General features: G+C 44.3%; 18 protein-coding genes. 6 read left to right on the top strand and 12 right to left on the bottom strand.

Annotation, left to right across the window (positions count from 1 at the left end; genetic code table 11):
* The first annotated feature begins 90 nt into the window (after positions 1-90).
* Entirely contained in the window at positions 91-1,680 is a 1,590-nt protein-coding gene (locus tag P2W76_RS14840; protein ID WP_276348670.1) for a D-aminoacylase, read from the top strand.
* Between the two features lie 93 nt (positions 1,681-1,773).
* Here P2W76_RS14840 and P2W76_RS14835 read toward each other — a convergent pair whose 3' ends face one another.
* On the bottom strand, positions 1,774-2,559 hold the full coding sequence (locus P2W76_RS14835) for a class I SAM-dependent methyltransferase (protein ID WP_276349278.1): 786 nt from the start codon (positions 2,557-2,559) through the stop codon (positions 1,774-1,776).
* 147 nt (positions 2,560-2,706) lie between these two features.
* Between P2W76_RS14835 and P2W76_RS14830 the strand changes: the two genes are divergently transcribed.
* Positions 2,707-3,591, top strand: a complete 885-nt coding sequence (locus tag P2W76_RS14830) for a transglutaminase-like domain-containing protein (protein ID WP_276348668.1) — start codon at positions 2,707-2,709, stop codon at positions 3,589-3,591.
* A 115-nt stretch (positions 3,592-3,706) separates the two neighbouring features.
* Here the strand turns inward: P2W76_RS14830 and prfB are convergent.
* Positions 3,707-4,784 (bottom strand): peptide chain release factor 2 gene (gene prfB / locus P2W76_RS14825; RefSeq protein WP_276348666.1). Its coding sequence is split into 2 segments (ribosomal slippage): positions 3,707-4,723 and positions 4,725-4,784, totalling 1,077 coding nucleotides; the frame shifts between segments, so codons are not numbered across the junction.
* A gap of 50 nt (positions 4,785-4,834) precedes the next feature.
* Here prfB and P2W76_RS14820 point away from each other — a divergent pair.
* The 3 genes from P2W76_RS14820 to pgi all read left to right on the top strand — a co-directional run bounded on the left by P2W76_RS14820 (position 4,835) and on the right by pgi (position 8,942).
* Positions 4,835-5,575 (top strand): hypothetical protein, encoded by a 741-nt coding sequence (locus tag P2W76_RS14820; RefSeq protein WP_276348664.1) that lies wholly within the window; start codon positions 4,835-4,837, stop codon positions 5,573-5,575.
* 3 nt (positions 5,576-5,578) lie between these two features.
* Positions 5,579-6,997 carry an arylsulfatase gene (locus P2W76_RS14815; RefSeq protein ID WP_276348662.1) on the top strand — a complete coding sequence of 473 codons (1,419 nt, stop codon included), beginning with the start codon at positions 5,579-5,581 and terminating at the stop codon, positions 6,995-6,997.
* 292 nt (positions 6,998-7,289) lie between these two features.
* The gene (gene pgi / locus P2W76_RS14810; protein WP_276348661.1) at positions 7,290-8,942 is read left to right on the top strand and encodes a glucose-6-phosphate isomerase; all 1,653 of its coding nucleotides are present in this window, start codon (positions 7,290-7,292) and stop codon (positions 8,940-8,942) included.
* Here pgi and P2W76_RS14805 read toward each other — a convergent pair.
* From P2W76_RS14805 to P2W76_RS14780, 6 genes are all read right to left on the bottom strand, one after another.
* The gene (locus P2W76_RS14805) at positions 8,912-9,994 is read right to left on the bottom strand and encodes a glutaminyl-peptide cyclotransferase (RefSeq protein ID WP_276348659.1); all 1,083 of its coding nucleotides are present in this window, start codon (positions 9,992-9,994) and stop codon (positions 8,912-8,914) included. The two genes, pgi and P2W76_RS14805, sit on opposite strands and share 31 nt — an antisense overlap.
* 21 nt (positions 9,995-10,015) lie before the next feature.
* Positions 10,016-10,381: a YraN family protein gene (locus P2W76_RS14800; protein WP_276348657.1), complete on the bottom strand. Its 366-nt coding sequence runs from the start codon at positions 10,379-10,381 to the stop codon at positions 10,016-10,018.
* Positions 10,381-12,297, bottom strand: coding sequence for a DNA primase (gene dnaG, locus P2W76_RS14795; protein ID WP_276348656.1), 1,917 nt, complete (start codon positions 12,295-12,297; stop codon positions 10,381-10,383). Before dnaG ends, P2W76_RS14800 begins: the two co-directional genes overlap by 1 nt.
* A gap of 305 nt (positions 12,298-12,602) precedes the next feature.
* Positions 12,603-13,253 carry a response regulator transcription factor gene (locus tag P2W76_RS14790; protein ID WP_276348654.1) on the bottom strand — a complete coding sequence of 217 codons (651 nt, stop codon included), beginning with the start codon at positions 13,251-13,253 and terminating at the stop codon, positions 12,603-12,605.
* Between the two features lie 2 nt (positions 13,254-13,255).
* Complete coding sequence (locus P2W76_RS14785; RefSeq protein ID WP_276348653.1) at positions 13,256-14,038, bottom strand: ATP-binding protein; 783 nt, start codon at positions 14,036-14,038, stop codon at positions 13,256-13,258.
* A 630-nt stretch (positions 14,039-14,668) separates the two neighbouring features.
* A complete protein-coding gene (locus tag P2W76_RS14780) occupies positions 14,669-15,121 on the bottom strand; it encodes a hypothetical protein (RefSeq protein WP_276348651.1) in 453 nt (150 codons plus the stop codon).
* Positions 15,122-15,295: 174 nt separating this feature from the next.
* Here P2W76_RS14780 and P2W76_RS14775 point away from each other — a divergent pair, with 174 nt between their 5' ends.
* Positions 15,296-15,532, top strand: a complete 237-nt coding sequence (locus tag P2W76_RS14775; RefSeq protein ID WP_276348649.1) for a helix-turn-helix transcriptional regulator — start codon at positions 15,296-15,298, stop codon at positions 15,530-15,532.
* Positions 15,533-15,558: 26 nt separating this feature from the next.
* Here P2W76_RS14775 and P2W76_RS14770 read toward each other — a convergent pair whose 3' ends face one another.
* Genes P2W76_RS14770 through secA form a run of 4 tightly spaced genes read right to left on the bottom strand, consistent with a single transcriptional unit; the run spans position 15,559 to position 21,418 of the window.
* Positions 15,559-16,494 carry a hypothetical protein gene (locus P2W76_RS14770; protein WP_276348647.1) on the bottom strand — a complete coding sequence of 312 codons (936 nt, stop codon included), beginning with the start codon at positions 16,492-16,494 and terminating at the stop codon, positions 15,559-15,561.
* A 26-nt stretch (positions 16,495-16,520) separates the two neighbouring features.
* Complete coding sequence (locus P2W76_RS14765) at positions 16,521-17,705, bottom strand: M20 family metallopeptidase (RefSeq protein ID WP_276348645.1); 1,185 nt, start codon at positions 17,703-17,705, stop codon at positions 16,521-16,523.
* Complete coding sequence (locus P2W76_RS14760) at positions 17,705-18,112, bottom strand: SPOR domain-containing protein (protein WP_276348644.1); 408 nt, start codon at positions 18,110-18,112, stop codon at positions 17,705-17,707. The genes P2W76_RS14765 and P2W76_RS14760 overlap by 1 nt, the downstream gene beginning before the upstream one ends.
* Before the next feature lie 3 nt (positions 18,113-18,115).
* Positions 18,116-21,418 carry a preprotein translocase subunit SecA gene (gene secA / locus P2W76_RS14755; protein ID WP_276348642.1) on the bottom strand — a complete coding sequence of 1,101 codons (3,303 nt, stop codon included), beginning with the start codon at positions 21,416-21,418 and terminating at the stop codon, positions 18,116-18,118.
* Positions 21,419-21,458 lie beyond the last annotated feature (40 nt).

The following is a 21,458-nucleotide window of genomic DNA, read 5'->3' as shown; positions in this document are numbered from 1 at the left end:
AACTTCTGCACTGATTGAATCAAAACTTAAATTATATATTTGAATGGTAAGCTGATACCTGACAGCTCAAAGCCCGTAATTGTATTAATCATGAAAAAAATCTTATTATCTGCCTATTTGTTAGGAAGCATTCTCGTTTCAAACGCACAAACCGCACAAACCATAGCGGATGTAATTATCCGGAACGGGAAAGTCCTTGACGGAACCGGCAACTCCTGGTTTTACGGAGATGTAGCGATTAAAGACGGAAAGATCCTTAAGGTGGGCTACCTCGGCAACCTCAGAACAGCCAGGGACATTGATGCAAAAGGCTTGATCGTAGCGCCAGGGTTTATTGATGTGCATGGACATATAGAGGGGGGGGTGGTAAGAACCCCGACGGCAGATAACTATATTCTGGACGGTGTAACCACAGTAATTACGGGTAATTGCGGCGGATCTGATGATAATATCGGTAGTTACCTTCGTTTGGTGGACAGTATTCGCCCTTCAATTAATATTGCCTCGCTGATAGGCCACAATACTGTGCGTTCTCAGGTGCTACAGCGCGCCAACCGCGCGCCAAGTGCCGAAGAGCAAAAGCAAATGGATGAACTGGTGGCTAAGGCCATGAGAGAGGGCGCTGTCGGGCTGTCAACCGGCCTGATCTACATACCGGGCACCTTTGCAAAGACCGAGGAAGTAGTCAGCCTCGCGAAAGCGGCCGCTAAATATAACGGTGTTTATGCCTCTCACATTCGTGATGAAGAGAACAACGTTGCAGATGCTATAAACGAAGCGATAAACATTGGCAAGGAAGCTAATATCCCTGTTCAGATCTCGCACTTTAAGGTAGGCGGTAAATCGAACTGGGGCAGATCGAATGAAACGGTAGACCTTATCAAAAAAGCGAGATTGGATGGCTGGGAAGTAACTATAGACCAGTATCCATACACGGCCAGCAGTACTAACCTGGGCATCCGCCTGCCTGACTGGACCTTCCAGGGGGGTAATGATTCGATGAAGATACGTTTAGCTGATCCGAAAACCCGCTCGAGGATCAAGAAAGAAATGCTGCAGCAGTTAAAAGACTATGCTTTCCCAAATTATTCCTATGCGGTGGTGGCTAACTACTCCGCCGACACAACCTATAACGGTAAAAATATTACCGAAATAAATAAACTGCTGGGCAAGAAGTCGAACGCAGCGAATGAAGCAGAGACCATTATGGATATGGTAGCTGCCGGCGGTGCGCAAATGATTTATAACAGCATGAACGAGGAAGATGTGAAATACATCATGAAATATCCTTTTAGCATGTTCGCTGCCGATGCGGGGATAAGGGTATTTGGCCAGGGCATGCCGCATCCCCGCGGCTATGGTACCAACTCCCGCGTGCTGGGAAAATATGTCCGCGAAGAAAAGGTCATCTCGCTCGAAGATGCTATCCGCAGGATGACGTCCCTCCCGGCACAGAAATTCGGCCTTAGCGACCGCGGTTTCCTTCTTCCTAACTATGCAGCCGACATTGTTGTATTCAGCGAAGCGGAAGTGAAGGACCTCTCTACATTCGAACAACCGCACGCTTACTCACAAGGATTTAAATATGTGCTTGTAAATGGCGAGCTGGTTGTTGAGAACGAGAAGCATTTGGGAACAAAAAGCGGCAGGGCGTTGTATGGGCAGGCGTATGTTAGATAGCTGAAAGGTGAAAACTGAAAACTGAAAATTTCTAGACGCCGCACTTCAGTTTTCAGTTTTCAGTTCTCATCTTTCAGTTTTCAGCTTTCAGTTCTAAAATTTAATCCGAAAGTCCTCCTTCGCCTGTCCCTTCCTGACAAACACCAACCCGATCCAAAAAAGATCGATAGTAACTGTCACCTCCGGGTGGGCTTTGATCTCTTCCCAGGCTTCTTTCATTCCCCGGCTCCAATAGATATCGTCAAATATCATTATGGAATTATCGCTAAGCTTGGGCAGGCACCAGTGAAAATAATCCAGTGTAGCTTGTTTCCGATGATTGCCATCAATAAAGACGAAGTCCAGCTTCGGCAGCATCTCTACGACGCCGGGCAAGACCTGGTCGAAATTGCCTACCAGAAGACCGGTATTTTTTATTCCGAGCCTGGAAAGGTTGTCTTCAGCGATCGCAGCTGTTTCGGGACAGCCCTCAATGCTTATCACCTGGGCGTCAGGTGCTGCGGTTGCTAAATAGGCTGTGGTTATTCCCAGGCAGGTTCCGAGCTCGATTATGTTGCCGGGGTTTGCATTAACCGCAAGCCGGTGTATGAGCTGGGCAAGCCGCGCAGGTTTGAGTGCATTTTTGGCCAGCGTTCTTACTTGTTTTTGTTTATTATTGTTGACATGAGAACCTGCACCGAGGTCTGTGATGTTGATAGTCCGTGCATCGGTAAGCAGTTCAGTCCTCAATTCTTCGATAGTGAAGTAATCCGGTTTGGCATGAAAGTCGTAAATAACTTTATCAACCAGATGGTATGCGAAGGGCGAATGCACACCGTGACGGGTTTTGGATGTCAAGCGATGTTTTAAATAATCGGCTGCTAACCGCAGGTTTATCATAAGGCAAAGATAGTGAGGAGAAGCGAGAAACGAGAAGCGGGAAACGAGAAGTGAGATGTGAGAATAAACCGCTTTGATATAACGATAAACGTCTGGTATCTCACTTCTCGCCTCCATGCAACATTTTTTTTTAATTTAGGCCACGCCATGAACGATAAAGAAATAGAATCGCTGATCAAGTTACTGGATGATCCGGACCTGGAGATTGCGAATCATGTAGAGCAAAAGCTGTTATCATACGGGAATGATGTGATTGAACAGCTCGAAAGTGCATGGGCGCAATCGCTTGACACGGTGCTGCAGGAACGGATAGAAAACCTGGTTCACAAGATCCAGTTCCTGAATGTAAAACGAGAGCTTGAGCTATGGTATATTGGAGGCGCTTTCGATCTTTTGCAGGGCATACTGATAGTTAACAAATACCAATATCCCGACCTGGATGAGCAGAAAGTTGTCAACCAGTTAGAGGATATTAAACGCGATATCTGGATGCAAATGGTCTACGAGATGAGTGCGGTTGAAAAAGTAAAGCTAATTAACCATGTGCTCTATAGTATCCACGGCTTTACCGGTAACACCACGAACCACCAGGATCCGCAAAACTCTTATCTAAGCCAGGTACTGGAAAGCAGGAAAGGGAATCAGATCTTGTTGGCGGTGATCTATTCCATCATTGCACAAAAGCTTGATATTCCCATATACGGCGTTAACCTGCCGCAGCATTTTATACTTGCCTATGTAGATGAAAGCCCGTCGGAAAGCATCGAAGTGCAGAAGGAAGAATTCGAAGACCGTATCCTGTTTTATATCAACGCTTTTAATAAGGGCTTTATATTCGGCCGTAAAGATGTGGATGCTTTTTTAAAACAACTCAACCTGAAAGCCAACCAGCATTTTTATGAACCTTGTACCAATGTCGACATTATTCAGCGCGTACTGCGGAATCTGATCAGTGCCTATGAAAAGCTTTCAGCTTTAGATAAAGTAGAGGAATTACAGGAGCTGCTTAGGATATTTCCGGAACCGGAGTAGATAAAGGAGCAAAGATTAAAGATGAAGGACTAACGTTATTAATAAATTTTTGCTCCTTGTTCTTTGCTCTTTGCTCTTTGTTCTTTGCTCTTTGCTCCTTGCTCCTTACTCCATTCTAAAACTCCATCAAATAAGACTTAAGGAACTCATCCAGGTCACCATCGAGTACAGCCTGAGCGTTGGAGGTTTCATAGTTAGTCCGGAGGTCTTTTACCAGCTTGTAAGGATGCAGCACATAGTTGCGGATCTGAGATCCCCATTCGATCTTCTTCTTGCTTCCTTCAATGCTTGCAGAGGCTTCCCGGCGTTTCCGCATTTCTATCTCATAAAGCTGTGATTTCAATAAACGTATTGCATTCTCTTTGTTTTGCAACTGCGAGCGCGATTCCTGGTTCTTGATAATAATTCCTGAGGGCTTGTGATAAAGCCGTACGGCTGTTTCAACCTTATTTACATTTTGTCCGCCGGCACCGCCCGAACGGAAAGTCTCGAATTCAATATCAGATGGATTAACGTCAATCTCAATGGTGTCATCAACCAGCGGGTAGACGTACACAGATGCGAACGAGGTATGGCGTTTGGCATTTGAATCGAACGGTGAGATCCTTACCAGACGGTGCACACCATTCTCTCCTTTCAGGTAACCATAGGCGAAGCTGCCTTCCAGTTGAATGGTGACGGTTTTGATTCCGGCAACATCGCCTTCCTGGTAATCCTGCTCTGTTATTTTAAAGCCGTGCTTTTCTCCCCACATGATATACATCCGCAGGAGCATGGAAGCCCAGTCGCAGCTCTCTGTCCCGCCGGCACCAGCCGTGATCTGCATAACGGCATTTAACTGGTCTTCTTCAGAGCTGAGCATATTCTTAAACTCCAGCTCCTCGACCTTAGCAAGGGAAGTTTCGTACTGTTCTTTCAGATCTGTTTCTGTGGCATCGCCCGACTGGAAAAATTCGAGCATAACGGCAGCGTCTTCGACAGATGCCTCTGCCTCCTCGAATTCGTCGGTCCACTTCTTTTTAGTATTTATTGAGTGCAGTGCTTTTTCAGCTTCTTTCGGGTCGTCCCAGAAATCAGGCCGGAGTGCTATATCCTGCTCGTTCCTGAGATCATCTAACTTCCTGTCGATGTCAAAGATGCCTCCTCAGAGACGTTATCCTGTCTCTTAAATCCGTAATGTTTTCTTTGGTCATGATACAAAAATAGAAAAAATCGCATCTTTAAGCGAGTTAAATCATAAGCTATGAAAACTTCCATCCTTTTATTCTGCGCCGCATTTATACTACAAGCCTGCAATACCCCGGATAAACAGACCCATACAGCTGATTCGGTTAAAACCGTAGTTAAAGACGAGACTCAGGCAGACACAGTGCCCACGATTTTTAAAGGCCTTTATACTTTTGGCAACGAAATAAATACATTCCGGCATTGCGGGAGCCCTGAAAAGGTATACTGGGTAAACGATAGTCTCGCAAGTCTGCGTGACCACTACGAAAAGACCCACCGCTTTCCATCCTATCCTTATGAAAGTGTTTATGCTGAAGTGAAAGGTTACCTGGCGGGGAAATCAAAACTGGGGTATGCTTCCGGGTATGAAAATGTACTTATAGTAACCGATATCATCAAGGTGGAGGCTAAGAACTTCCGCACAGAATGCTATAATTATGAATTTATTATCCTGGGAAATGAGCCGTTCTGGTCGGTTGATATTATTCCCGGGGAGCAGCGGATAGTACTTAAAGATGTGGGAGTTGAGAAAGTACACGAGTTTATCTATTCGCCAGCCCTTATTAAAGAGGGTGTACATCGCTACGAAGCTACGAACCCGGCAAACGATAAGCTTATCGTTCTAATTCGGGAAGAGAAATGCAGCGATGGCATGTCAGACCGCCAATATAATTACTCTGCCGAGGTAAACTTTAATGGGAAGATCTATAAAGGCTGTGCTATTAAAAAAGGAGATTCATTTCCAGATCGTCCATAAGGCATGAAAAAGATCATAACCACTCTCATTTGTTTTTGCTCATTAGCCATATCGGTTTTTGGCCAGAAGACTGATAAACCCAACATTATCCTGATCGTGGCTGATGATCTTGGCTACGGCGACCTGAGCAGTTACGGCCAGAAAAAATTCAAGACACCAAATATAGATCGCCTGGCTGCCCGGGGTATGCGGTTTACTCAGTTCTATTCAGGCACGAGTGTCTGCGCACCCTCAAGGTCTTCGCTGATGTCGGGCCAGCATACCGGCCACACCTATATACGCGGAAACAAGGAAGTTTATCCGGAAGGCCAGCAACCGATTCCTGATTCTGTACATACAATTGCCGAAGTATTAAAAAGTACAGGATATACCACGGCGGCTTTTGGCAAATGGGGCCTGGGGTTTGTGGGTACAGAAGGCGACCCTTTGAACCAGGGATTCGACAGCTTTTATGGGTATAACTGCCAGCGCGAATCACACCGTTATTATCCCGGGCACCTGTGGGATAATAGGACCCGGGTAATTATCAACGGAAAAGATGACCTGAAGACAAAAGCAGTTTATGCCCCCGGGCTGATACAGGAAAAGGCACTGTCATTTATTGAAGAGCATAAAGATGAACCGTTCTTTCTCTTCTTACCTTACACTCTTCCGCATGCTGAGCTGGAAGTTCCTAAAGATAATATCTTCGCCCGTTTTGACGGAAAATTCCCCGAGACTCCCTTTAAAGGAGATGATTATGGAGAGAGCGCTACTCCCATTGGTTATACCTCTCAGGATAAGCCTCACGCTACATTTGCTGCAATGGTTACCCGTTTGGACATCTATGTCGGGCAGGTGATGAGCACGCTGAAACGATTGAAGCTCGACCAAAACACACTGGTCATTTTCACGAGCGATAACGGCCCTCATAAGGAAGGCGGCGCCGATCCGGAATTCTTTAACAGCTCGGGTGGATTCAGGGGAACCAAACGCGATTTGTACGAAGGCGGCATACGGGTACCTTTTATTGCCAGCTGGCCCGGAAAGATAAAGGCCGGTTCAACCAGCAGCTTTACCGGAGCCTTTTGGGATATCTATCCAACCCTGACGCAACTTAGCGGCACTGCAGGTTCTAAGAACATAGATGGCATCTCTATTCTACCGGAACTGCTTGGCACAACCGAGCAGCAGCAGCACGAATATTTATATTGGGAATTCCATGAATTAGGCGGAAGGCAGGCAGTGCGCCAGGGAAACTGGAAGGCGGTTTACTTGAATGTAAAAGATCCGGCAAAACGGGCATTAGAACTCTATGATCTGAGCAAAGATCCACAGGAGAAAAACAATATCGCTAAGCAGCACCCGGAAGTAAGCTCGAGGATGCTGAAGATTATTGATTCAGCACATACCGAGAGTCGGATTTTTCCTCTAATTCCATAGGGTAGTCCGGCATTAAATTTCTGCTAATACCATCGGTATTTTCACTAAATTTTTAATCAGCGAATCATCAAATCCATACCGGAACATCGAGTTAATAATTCGATAACTGTGCTCCCGCCCGATAGCATAACACAACGTTCGCTTTCTACTTGATTGGCTTGGAATAAATCCAAATTAATGGATATACATCTAATTTTACAATTAATTGCACCGGATTTCGTAATATCACGTTAAGTATTAAGCTCTCTGGGTCCAGAACGTAAAACTTACAACGTAAAACGTATAACTCAATATGCTGCCACGTCAAAACTTCACATCCGCAAAAGCCTTTAAGGCATTAACATCTCACTACGAACATGTCAGGAAGGTGCATCTGAAGGACATGTTCCGGGATGAGGAAAGGTTCAGGAAATTTTCCGTCAGGTTCGGTGAGATACTTCTTGATTATTCGAAAAACAGGATAACAGAAGATACCATGCAATTATTGATAGACCTTGCTGTGGAATGCGGCCTCAGGGAATCGATAGACGCCATGTTTGCCGGAGAGAAGATCAATGAGAACGAAGACAGGGCTGTTCTTCACACGGCTTTGAGATTTCCGGCCCGCAAAGGTTTTGTACTGGAGGGTAGGGATATCCTGGAAGATATACACGGTGTCCTGGATAAGATGGAATCCTTTTCAGACAAAGTGATCAGCGGCGAATGGAAAGGCTACAGTGGAAAGGCTATACAACATATTGTCAATATCGGTATTGGCGGCTCTGATCTGGGCCCGGTTATGGTCACCGAAGCTTTAAAGCCCTACCGCAATCATATCCGGCTGCATTTCGTTTCAAACGTTGACGGCAGCCATATTGCTGAAACGCTTAAGGATGTTGATCCTGAAACGACCTTGTTCCTGATTGCATCCAAGACATTTACTACTCAGGAAACCATGGCAAATGCTTATACTGCCCGCGATTGGTTCACAAGGAGTAGCGGATCTAAAGAGGCGGTATCGAAGCATTTCGTGGCTATTTCAACAAATGAGAAAGGAGTTTCAGAATTCGGAATAGACACTACAAATATGTTTGAGTTCTGGGATTGGGTTGGCGGCAGATATTCACTCTGGAGCGCCATAGGGTTGAGCATTGCTTGCGGAATAGGGTTTAAGAACTTCCGGGCGCTTTTGGACGGCGCGCATGAAGCGGATGAGCACTTCAGGAATACGGAATTTAAAAGCAATATTCCCATTATACTAGCCTTATTGGGTATCTGGTACACCAACTTCTTTGGTGCAGAAAGCCATGCTATTTTACCTTATGACCAGTATATGCACCGTTTTGCAGCATACTTCCAGCAGGCTGATATGGAAAGCAATGGCAAATCTACCGACCGGGATGGCGATGTTATCGACTATCAAACCGGCCCGGTGATCTGGGGCGAACCCGGTACCAATGGACAGCATGCATTTTATCAATTGATACACCAGGGAACGAAACTTATTCCCTGTGATTTTATAGCCCCGGCTCAGAGTCACAACCCTCTTGGAAACCATCATCAGCTGCTGCTTTCCAATTTCTTTGCACAGACAGAAGCTCTTATGAATGGCAAGACCCGCGCAGAAGTGGAAGCTGAACTTAAATCTGCCGGGAAAGGTGCGAGGGAAATCGTTGAGTTGGCTCCGTTTAAGGTTTTCGATGGTGACAGGCCTACCAACTCGATCTTAATAAAAAAGATCACTCCGTTTAACCTCGGATTGCTTATCGCGATTTACGAACATAAGATATTCACGCAGGGCATAATCTGGAATGTTTTCAGTTTTGACCAGTGGGGAGTGGAACTTGGCAAACAGCTTGCCGGTAATATCTTGCCTGAACTAAAGGATGATTCGCGAGTTTCGACCCATGATTCTTCGACCAATGGGCTGATCAATCAATATAAGGAGTGGAGGGTGGAGGTTTGAGGGCTTAGCTTTATCTGGAACAGCTTATCCCATTTCTTTCCGGTAACAAATAACCGTTTGTCCGAGCTATCCCACGCAATCCCGTTAAGCACGTAGCCGTCGATGTCCTTCATCGCCCTGCTGGCGTCGGGGTATAGGTCTGCCAGATCAAATTCGGCCGTGACCTGCCCATTGGCAGGATTTATGATTACTATCCTCGTAGAATCATAAATATTGGCATAGATCCGTCCATCGATATATTCCAGTTCATTAAGCTCATGCACGGGTCCGTTATTATCATAAACCTCGATATAACTTTCCTGCATATACGTATCCTTATTCAGTATGAAGATCGTATTAGAGCCATTTGAATTATAAATTTTCTTACCGTCATTACATAAGCCCCAGCCCTGCCTGTTATAAGGCGGTGTCCATTGACGGAGAAGCTTCAACGTTTTAAGGTCGTACTCCATCATTACGTTCTCCGTGTAGGTAAGCATCAGGACCTTATCTCCCACAATAGTCAAACCCTCAGCAAAAAACTTATCAACCGGGGTGAGCTGAATTACTTTGCCGGTGGCCGGATCCACTTTTCGTATAGATGACTCACCTGCATACCCGTCGCTTTCATAAAAAAAACCGTTGTGAAACTCGAGTCCCTGGGTATATGAACTTGTATCATGCTTAAATTCCTGAACGAGTGTGTAGTTTAGCTTCTGTGGTACCAACTGTGATTTAACTACAATATTGGTGCTTATTTCTTCCTGCTCAGAACCATTCCGGTAGATCTTGGCAGTAATAGCTTTTATACCAAGCTGTAAGTCATGGGTTTGCATACTTACAGCCTTTTCACCGGCGGCGTTTAGCAGGCGCTCTCCGTCGGCATAGTATACGACCGAATCAGCTTTATCAGTAAGTTTAACCTGCAGGTTAACAGTATCTCCCAGGTTTATAGTTTTACCAGCCTGCGGACTAACAAAAGCTGAAGTCTCCTCTGTTATCTTTTTATCGTTCTTACAATAAGAAAGCGTTAAAATGGCTATAAGCGAAAGTGGAATTAGTTTTAAGCGCATTTGATTATAGTTAGACAGATGCTATGATCCCGGCCAAAAAGCATCCTCAATATGATTTATGGTATGATTATCAAATTTATCAAACAGGATCGATATAATGTCGAATCTGATCTCATCATTGTGATTTATCTTATATATATATTCTTCTGCTGCAAACGTTAGCTGCGACTGCTTTGCTGAGTCTACGAAGTCTTCCGGTTGACCGTAAAAATCTCCGCTTCTTGTTTTCACCTCCACAAAGATCAGGATTTCATCTTTAAATGCGATCAGATCAATTTCAGCTCTCCAGGATCGCCAGTTTACTTCGAGAATCTCGTAATCTTTCTCCTCGAGATATTTCCTTGCAAGCAATTCACCTCTGGTGCCGGTATCATTATGAGCGGCCATCACTTGACGACGACTGATCCCAGGAACGCGGAAATTCCTTTTTCGACCTCTTTAACCTGCAAATATTTCTTCATCAGTATCGCCTGATTATCTGCATCACTCTCAGACTGGATCTCCTCGCGTATCTTTTTCAAAATGCGATCAACCTTGCGCTTTTTTAAATGAAATATGCCTCCAAGAATTGTCGATCGTAAATTTTCACTTTCACTCTTGACATAGATCTTTCGTTTTGCGTACCAGTTTTCACTAAGAATGTACGGTGAGGACACCATAGAGATAGCCAGATCTGCAACTCGATGGTCAGGATGCTTGATAAAATCCTGCTCGGAGGGAAGTTCTCCCTGCTCAAGCTGCTTTTTATATTCATCAATCACACGACTGCAAAGCTCGCTGTCGAACGTCACATCGGCAAGGTTCCCTATAACATAAGGGGCAATATAAGTATCGGTTATGCCATCCCAATGGACCAATTCATGTCCATAATTAAGCAGCAAACGCACGATCTCCTTCTCCTGTGCCTCGTCGGTATCAGACACCGAACCGGGAATTTCAATAAAATCCGGCTCAGGAGGGGTTTGCGCAGCAGGCTGAGGCTGATATGAATTTTTAGTTTTGTTAAGCCTGATCTTATTTAACTCTGAAATCAGTACCCGCTCTTCAATCTGCAAAAGCGAACTGCATTCCCTTACGAAGACCGAAGCCTTTATCCCGTCCGGAATCTTTGCAATACTTTCTACAACTTCCCTTATGAGACCAGCTCTTTTGATGGGATCAGTTCCTGCATCCTTTAAAAGGATACTGGTTTTATAGAGAATAAAGTCTTTCTTATTTTGTTCTATATGGGTTTTGAACGCGGCGCTGCCGAATTTCTGAACATATGAGTCGGGATCATCTCCATCCGGAAAGAGAACTATTTTCACATTCAGACCTTCTTCAAGGATCATGTCCAGTCCCCTTAGAGAGGCTTTGATACCAGCCTCATCTCCATCGTATAGGATGGTAATATTCTCTGTAAAACGTTTTACCAGGCGAATCTGCTCTACAGTAAGCGAGGTTCCCGAAGATGCAACAACATTTTCAATACCCGCCTGATGAACTGACAGCACATCGGCGTAGCCCTCGACAAGATAACAGTTATCCAGGTCACGCATTGCCTTTTTTGCGAAGGATAAACCATAGAGGACGTTAGACTTGTGGTAAATATCGCTCTCGGGCGAGTTAACGTATTTCGGAACCGCTTTATCGGTCTTTAACGTACGCCCCCCAAAGCCGATCACACGACCAGTGAAGCCGTGGATAGGGAACATTACCCGGCCTCTGAAACGATCGTAAAATTTATCATTATCCTTCCGGATGGTAAGGCCCGTCTCCTCGAGAAACTGGATATTATAGCCAGCGCCTGTTGCGGCTGTTGACAATGCATCCCAGGCGTCTGGGGAATAACCCAATTCAAATTTCCTGATGATATCCTCGCGAAAACCCCGTTCTTTGAAATAGCTTAAGCCGATATTTTGGCCTTCCTCAGTTTCCAGCATTTGCTGCTGGAAAAACTTGGCGGCAAAAGCAGAAACAATATAGAGGCTTTCCCGCCTATCATTGATCGCTTGCTCTTCCGGGGTATTTTCAACCTCCGCAATCTCAATGTTGTATTTATTTGCCAGGTACCTTAAGGCTTCCGGATAGGTAGCCTTCTCGTGCTCCATAATGAACCGGACAGAGTCGCCGCCTTTTCCGCATCCAAAACACTTGTAAATCCCTTTACCAACCGAAACGTGAAAGGAAGGAGTTTTTTCGTTATGAAATGGGCAATTCCCGATCAGGCTGGTCCCGCGTCTTTTCAACGACACAAAATCCCCTACAACTTCCTCTACGCGTGAAGCCTCAATGATTTTATCGACGGTCTCTTTTGGGATCAAGATTTAACAGCTAGGGTCTAAAATTAATCAAAATTTCGTGTCCCATAGTGAAACGGGGAAATTTCTTAGAAAACGGAATACAGTTAAATATCTTATAAAAAAAGCGGCATTATCTCTAATGCCGCCCGCGATAAACCAATCAACTCACCTTTGCCGGATTCTATTTTATAAAGGTTAACAGAAAACAAAGGGTAAGATTTATTTAAACCAGTCCTGCTGGCAATAAGTTAACCTGACCCGCATTATAAAATTCGAATAAACTTACCAAGCTGCAATACCCAGCTTTGGGTAATTTTTGATTAGAATCAGATTTGGATAAGGGAGTTCTTTATTCCGTAAACTACCAGACCTGTTCTCGACTTGATATTCAATTTGCTGAAAAGCGATTCCCGATAATTATCAACCGTCCTGGGGCTCACGTTCATTCTATCGGCAATTTCCTTATAGGTAAGTTCCGTGGCGCAGTACTGCAGGAATTCCATTTCCCTTTGGCTGGGTTTTAGATTAGCAGCACCGGCTTTGGAATCATGACGAAGGGAGACCAACATCCTCCCCGAAACATTTTCGTTGATGAACAAGCCTTTCTCCTTTGTAATTTTAATGGCTTCAAGAAGATCGGATGGGTCGGATTCCTTTAACAAGTATCCGCAGGCCCCGGCCTTTAGCATACTGATGATTGATTTTTCATCGTCAAACATGCTTAAAGCCAGCACGCAGATTTGAGGATATAAACCAGTTACCCATTTTGTGGCCTCGTAACCATCCATTGCGGGCATGGTAATATCCATCAATATGATATCTGGCAAATTATCGGCAGAAAGTTTTTGCTGAAGGTCTTTACCGCTTGATGCCTGGAATAGCACATTTATCTCCTCAAACTCAGAAAGTAAGTTAGCCACACCCGAACGGAACAGGGTATGGTCATCAACGATCACAATGGAAATCTTTTCTATCATACTTACGGATATGGAACTTTTATGGCAATCGTAGTACCATTGCCAATGGCAGAAATGATATCAATTTCGCCCTGCATTGCTTTCGCCCTTCTTAATAAATTCGACAAACCCATTCCGTTTTTTTCCACCTCTTCTGCGATAAACCCTATCCCGTTATCGGTAATTGAAAGCAGCAGATCACCCTGTACGTGCGCTAAAGATATTGTTATCGCGGTCGCTGATGAATGTTTTATGATATTGTTTATCGCTTCCTGCAACAGCCTGAAGAGTATGAGGTCTTTGTCAGTGGACGGGCTTGGATCTTCGTGAACGCTATTGTCGAAATTTACAATGTAATTGCCAGACTTCTTTAGCCATTCGGTCTCATAGACTATCGCGTCGATTAATCCTGTTTCAATTATTTTCTCACCATGCAGCAGGTTTGCCAGCTGCCTTAATTCTTTTATCGACCGCCGTACAAGTTGCTGAGAATCGTCTAATTTCCTGGATGTTTTCTTATCTGTAACGGTAATGGATCCCAAGGTAATGCTCGTGAGACTTAATAACTGGCCAATATTGTCATGCAGGTCGGCGGCTATGGTTTTCATGGTTTGCTCCTGGACTTCGAGTTGCGTTTTTAACAGGTCGGCTTCGTGTTCTTTTTGTAGGGTTTGTTTTTCAGTGATGTGATCTTTTTTGCGGCGGTTGTAGGTTAACACAAGAAAAATTAACCCGAAAACAATTAAGAGGAATATTAATGCTGAGAATAAGATAGCCGTGTATAGTCCCGTTTGTTCTGAAGGCATAAAAATGATTTAATCCAACATCCATACATAATAACATTAATAATTCCCATTATAATGCCTCTTAATGGGATCTGGTTTTTAACTTTAAGACTAACCAATTCTGCAAAAAAAACTGTTACTGATGTACCGATTGCAAAATAGGCCAGGCTGCCGGCTGCAAACCAGAACGCCGGTTCCTTAAGCAAATTGGAATATTCTATCTGCTGAAAAAGGCTATAATAATACATAATACAAAAACCAATAGCTAAAATGCACAGAATAATATAGCTTCGAAAAAAGTATTGACTAAATCCTTGATACAATCCCTCTGATAATAGAGAGAATATAAAAAGAATGCAGGCAAACACGAAAGCTGTATTAATAGATTTCAAGCGTATTATCTTTGAAAATACATAAAAATAAAATAAGCCGTGTACCGGCATGAATAAATTATAAAGCCATTGCGTAGTTGTTATGTATTTTAAACGTAATCCAAAATAGCTTAAGGTTTCTACACATATAACAATAAAAAGATATATCTGAAAGATTCTCCAGGTACTAGGATGATATCTTTTTATGATCAGAATGGATGCGATAAAACACACCCATTCTGATATTAATGTAAACGGCAACTTGAGGAATTCTATCATTTTATACTACGTCATCCGTCCCCCCGCACTCAGGAGGGCAAATCTGCCCCATGTCAAGACCGTCAAACGCGCCAGAAAATGAAATCGATTTATTATCGTCCAACATATCTTTATAGAAATTACTTCCATCATCTTTGGTATTGCAGATAATTATATTTGAATGGTTAAGATAATCGGGTTTCCCGTCACAAGTTTCTGGCTTAAAGTGTACTCCGGAATAAAATTTTACCCCATAGTCTTTAATTGCTGTCAGCTGGGATTGAAGTGGTTTTGTAAAATCAATTACTCCATTATCTCGAAACAATGTTAAAATTTCCGTTAACATAAAATGAGAAAAGTGTGCTTTTTTGAATGGTTTGTTGTTGCGATGGTGCTGTACCATCTCCCTTACATCATTTTTTTTTAAACGCTTGTTTACATCTTTTTGGTTAGAATCATTAATTTTAATTGGCATGGTTATGAATTTTAAGTTTAAGTTTCCACTAATATCAACAAAAACTTAAACACAAAACAACCGTAAATATCTCTATCTCAATACCGTAAAAACACCCTACTATTTCAGGTGGATCGCCCCTGAGAGATAATAGCGCTGCCGTGGAAATTTGAATAAAGATAATTCCCACATGTTATGCATGCTTTAATATTAGATAAACCCACGGTTATAGACGTCACGCTCAGCCAGCGCGAAAATGAAATTCTGCAGCTGATGGCTGAGGGATATAACAGCCGTGAAATGGCTGATAAGCTATTTATAAGTGAGTTTACCGTGCAGACGCACCGGAAGAATATGCTCAGAAAAATGGGATTTCGGAACTTTTACCAGATGCTTTGCTGGGGGATTAAAGAAGGGGTCGTGGCACTTTAGTATAAAATGCGATAGGTATACCGGGTTTACTTCGTTCCGATTTTATACCCCTTATGCAGTATCAGGAAACTCGCCCGTTCTTCCTTTTTTGCCAGATGATCCCAGTTACCCTGGTAGCTGATCTTTGTTGGAAGCAGGGTTTGGTCATCACCAAAATAACTACACTCAATATTCATCTGAACATCAAAGTCAAAAGCCAGGTTATCGTATTTCATGTCTACAGAACGGCCCAGGATCTGGAAATTCCTCATATCAAAGGTAGTAACCAGTTCTTTAATCATGATACCATCCTGGGTCCAACTGGATAAACCCGGCTTCATTTTCACCTTAAAGATATAGACAGGAATGGAGTCCAGGTACGTGCCGCGATAATAGGTGTAATCATAATACTGGCGCATATTAGGAGTAAAGATTGCCGTCTTATTACTGATGAAGGGAATTCCTTTTACGGGGCGTCCAGGGCTAAATATCAGGGTCTTGAGCTTATCCTTATAAGACTCGTTCGTACCCTTAGCGTCGTCGGGTCTGGTAAAATCAGAATTATAAGGATTCATGAATATGTAGTCGAACATCTCTACGGTATAGAGTGAAAACTTACCATTCTTCTTATAGATCTTACCATTATCTCTCTTCTCCAGTACCTGCATTTTATAAGGCCCGTTGTTGTTATGATAGATCCTGCTATACATACTTCCTTCAACCTTATTCTTTTTATCGTACGTGAAAATGTTGTTTTCCGCCGTGAACGAATACTTTTTCATGTTGCGGAAAGCTTTATAAAAGCTGGTATCATTCATCACTTCCTGGATAAATGTTTCGGCAGTAAGGCGTGTCGACTGAACAGTGATAGCCGAATCAATATTTACCGTCCATATCGTATCAGGATTAAAACGGGGAATATTCTGGCTAAAACCTGCTATCACGCTAAGCAACAGGCCGAGTAAAAAAACGAGCTTCTTCATAATTCTTCTAATGCAGCGCACCGCAATTAATTGCCCAATTGCTTGAGCGCAATGTAGGTCATCAGACCGGTGCTCAGTCTGAGCGATTCCTCATCGACATCGAAAGTAGGCGTATGAACTGAAGAGCTTATACCACGCTTCTCGTTTCCGGTACCCAATCTGTAAAAGCAGGCATCAGAGACCTGTGAATAATATGCGAAATCCTCGGCAGCCATCCAGATGTCCAGATCGATAACGTTTTCGCTGCCTAAATATTCTTCCGCGTAAGCGCGGGTATTTGCTGTGAGCTTCTCTTCATTGATGAGAAAAGGATAACCGCGCATGATGTTAAAATCACAGCTTCCGCCCATCGCTTCAGCAATGCCTTCCGCCATTTTCTTCATCTTTTCATGAGCTTTTGCCCTCCAGGCCTCATCCATAGTCCTGAATGTACCTTCAAGCTTCACCTCGTTAGGAATAACGTTCGTTGCGCCGTTCGCAATAACTTTACCGAAAGAAAGTACGGAAGGTACTGTTGGGTTTGCTACTCTGCTGACAATCTGTTGCAGTGCAACAATGATATGTGAAGTGATAAGAACCGGGTCGATGTTTTGCTGCGGTTGAGCACCGTGCCCGCCCTTTCCGTAAACAGTTACGTAGATCTCATCCGTTGAAGCCATGTATTTTCCTGCACGGAAGCCTACTTTCCCGGTCTCGATGTGCGGCATTACGTGCTGCCCGATCACTGCCTGCGGCTTTGGGTTTTCCAGTACGCCTTCCTTGATCATCAGATTCGCTCCGCCAGGCAGCCTCTCCTCAGCGGGTTGGAAGATAAGTTTTACAGTCCCGCCAAACTCATCCTTCAATTCCGTCAGTATCCTTGCAGTACCTAACAGCGATGAAGTATGAACGTCATGCCCGCAAGCGTGCATTACACCTGGTTTGGTCGATTTATAAGGGACATCGTTTGCTTCAAGAATAGGCAATGCATCCATATCAGCACGTAAGGCTACTACCGAATCGGAAGGCTTGGAACCTTTGATCAGCGCAACTATACCAGTATCAGCCATATTCTGGTAACTGATACCCAGCTCATCGAGTTTCGATTTTACAAATGCTGAAGTTTCATATTCTTCAAACGAAAGCTCCGGATTGGCATGAAGGTGCCTGCGGTTTCCTACAACTTCCTTATGGATGTCTTGAGCCAATTGGCTTATTTTATCTTTAAGCATTATCTGGGATTTATCTTTTCGGCAAAAATAAAAAGTGAAGGGTACTGTTTCTTTAATTCGGTGAGGAATTTCTGAGCTTCCAGTTTAGTACGAAAATCACCTACACGTACCCGGTAATTGGGCTGGGTATAACTGATATAAGTCCTTACTGTGGGATATAAGGCCCTGAATTTCGTCTGCTCCGCATAGGCCTGCTCTCTCTCCAGTCCTGAGAATATCTGAACCCTAAAACCAAGGCTGGTTACGGTGTTTCCACTGCTGCCCATCCGGCTTAGCTCCAGTCTCTTTGCTATCAGGCTGTCTATCTGGGGGTCCTTTATCACAAGCACCTTACCCTTTTCCTGGGCAGAAACAACCTGTATTAAAAAGAAACTAAAGAAAAATCCTATGGCCAGCTTCCTGTGCATCAATTAATCTACTCCTACTCCGTGACAGTTTTTATATTTTTTTCCACTCCCGCAAGGGCATTGATCGTTTCTTCCGATCTTCTGCTCCACGCGGATTGGCTGTGTTTTTTGTAATTCCCTGGTGTCATCAACAGGAAGCCCGTTCGCGGTCTGGGCAAGCTCTGGTTTCGAGACTTTAAGCTTACTCATATCCTGGCGTGGCTGAGGGCGAGCCTCACGAACCTGCTCCGGATTCTGAGAAGGAATATTTCCTTTAAACAGGAAGCTAACCACATCCTTATTCACTGTTGCAAGCATCTGCTTGAACATGTTGAAGGCTTCCATCTTGTAAACGATCAATGGATCCTTTTGTTCGTAAACGGCGTTCTGAACCGACTGCTTTAATTCGTCCATCTCACGCAGGTGCTCTTTCCAGGCTTCGTCGATCAGTGCAAGAACTACCGTTTTCTCAAATGCCTTGAAAACTTCATGACCGTTCGACTCAACTGCTTTTTTGAGATTGGTAGCTACCTGAACCTGGCGTACCCCGTCAGTAAAGGGAACAACAATATTTTCAATCTGATCTCCCCTTTCACGCAGCACATCTTTTAATACCGGAAGTGTCTGGCTTGCCACGGCCTCAAGCTTGCGGCGATAGAAATCATCGATCCTTGCAAACACTGCGTCTGTCAGCCTGGTAGCATTCAAGTCGGCAAATTGCTTATCGGTAATCTCAGGATCTACAGAGAAGATGCGTATGATCTCCATCTGGAAACCTTCATAATTATTATCTTCTTTGTACTCAGTGGCAATATCCTCAACAACATCAAAAATAGTATTGTTCAGATCCACGTCCAGGCGCTCGCCAAATAGTGCATTCTTCCGCTTCGCATAGATCACCGACCGCTGCGAGTTCATCACGTCATCATACTCCAGCAAACGTTTCCGTACCCCGAAGTTGTTTTCCTCAACCTTACGCTGCGCACGTTCTATCGACTTGGTGATCATAGAATGCTGGATCACCTCGCCTTCTTCAATTCCCATCCGAAGCATAATATTCGAGATCCTTTCAGAACCGAATAAACGCATCAGGTTATCCTCCAGGGATACAAAGAACTGACTTGATCCCGGGTCGCCCTGGCGGCCTGCCCTACCACGAAGCTGCCTGTCGACACGGCGCGATTCATGGCGCTCAGTACCTACAATGGCCAAACCTCCGGCTTCTTTAACGCCTGCACCCAGTTTAATATCTGTACCACGACCAGCCATGTTGGTTGCAATGGTAACTGTACCCGCCTGTCCGGCTTCAGCGACAATGTCTGCCTCTTTCTGGTGAAGTTTAGCGTTCAATACATTATGCCTGATACCTCTCAGTTTGAGCATGCGGCTTAACAACTCCGAAATCTCAACCGAGGTTGTACCCACGAGTACCGGCCGGCCGGCTTGCGTCAACTTGGTTATTTCATCCGCCACGGCGTTATATTTCTCACGCACGGTACGATAAACCATATCCTCATGATCTTTACGCTGTGCAGGAACATTAGTAGGGATCTCCACAACGTCCAGTTTATAGATCGTCCAAAGCTCACCGGCTTCTGTTGTTGCTGTTCCGGTCATACCACAAAGCTTATGGTACATCCGGAAGAAGTTTTGCAAGGTAATGGTTGCATAGGTCTGCGTAGCATCCTCAACCTTAACATTTTCTTTAGCCTCGATAGCCTGGTGCAAGCCGTCAGAATAACGGCGGCCATCCATGATACGGCCCGTTTGCTCATCAACCAGCTTGATCTTACCTTCATCAACGATGTACTCGACATCTATCTCGAACAGGGTGTATGCTTTAAGAAGCTGGTTTATGGAATGGATCCGTTCAGACTTAATTGAGTAATCACGCATCAGCGCGTCTTTCTTTGCTATCTTTTCTTCTGTTGAAAGATCAGATTTTTCCAGTTCGGCTATCTCAGTTCCTACATCGGGCATCACAAAGAAGTTCGGATCTTCACCGGAAGTGGTGATCAGCTCTATACCTTTCTCGGTTAGCTCAACCTGGTTATTTTTTTCGTCAATCACGAAGAAAAGCTCCGCATCAACCTTAGGCATTTCCTTGTTCTGGTTTTCCATGTAATGGTGCTCAGATTTGGTAAGCACCTGCTTCATACCCGGTTCACTCAGGAACTTGATGAGCGCTTTGCTCTTTGGTAATCCGCGGTAAGCGCGAAGCAAGGCTAAACCGCCCTCGTCAGGCCCTGATTGCCCTGCGTTAATTGACCGCTTCGCCTGGTTAAGCACATCAACAACGAAATTCTTCTGTGCAGTAACCAACCTTTCAATCCTTGGCTTAAGCTCATAGAACTCGTGCTCATCGCCGCGGGGAATTGGTCCTGAAATAATTAATGGTGTACGCGCATCATCGATCAATACTGAGTCGACCTCATCCACCATAGCAAAATGCAGTTTACGCTGAACCAGGCTCTCCGGGTTCAATGTCATATTGTCACGCAGATAATCAAACCCGAACTCATTATTTGTACCGAACGTAATATCTGCAGCATAAGCTCTTCTGCGCTCCTCAGAGTTCGGCTGATGTTTATCTATACAATCGACTGTTAAACCGTGGAACTCAAATAAAGGCCCGTTCCACTCCGAGTCACGGCGTGCCAGGTAATCATTCACCGTTACGATGTGCACTCCCTGTCCTGAAAGCGCATTCAGGTACGCAGGCAAGGTACCGACAAGGGTTTTACCCTCACCCGTAGCCATCTCGGCTATCTTGCCCTGGTGAAGCACAATACCGCCGATCAGCTGGACATCATAATGGATCATGTTCCAGGTAACCTCAGTTCCGGCAGCAAGCCAGGTGTTGTGGTGAATCGCTTTATCGCCCTGAATAACAACGTTTGACTTCCGGGCAGCAAGCTCACGGTCGGCCTGTGTAGCGCTTACTTCTAATGTTTTATTTTCAGTAAACCTTCGTGCAGTATCCTTGATCACCGCGAAGGCTTCCGGCAGGATCTCGAGTAAAACTTTCTCAAGTTCCTTATCGCGATCTTTCTGAAGTTTATCCAGCTCATCATAGATGGCTGTTTTCTCGTTGATCGGAAGATCTTCAGCATCTGCCCTTGATCTTACATCAGCGATCTCTTTATCAATATCCGTAAGGAAAGCAGCTATGCGGGACTTAAAGTCAACCGTCTTCTGCCGCAGTTCATCATTGCTCAAATTCGCTAATTTGGCATACTCTTCCTTAGTTTTTTCAACAAGAGGCTGAATTGTTTTTATATCGCGGTCAGATTTGCTCCCGAATAGCTTACTTAAAATACCTAACATATATAGTTTATTCTATGAAAAACAAGTTTATACAACAACT

It is taken from the genome of Daejeonella sp. JGW-45, from assembly GCF_029360805.1.
Lineage (GTDB): Bacteria > Bacteroidota > Bacteroidia > Sphingobacteriales > Sphingobacteriaceae > Daejeonella.
This window is presented reverse-complemented; position numbering and strand designations above follow the sequence as displayed.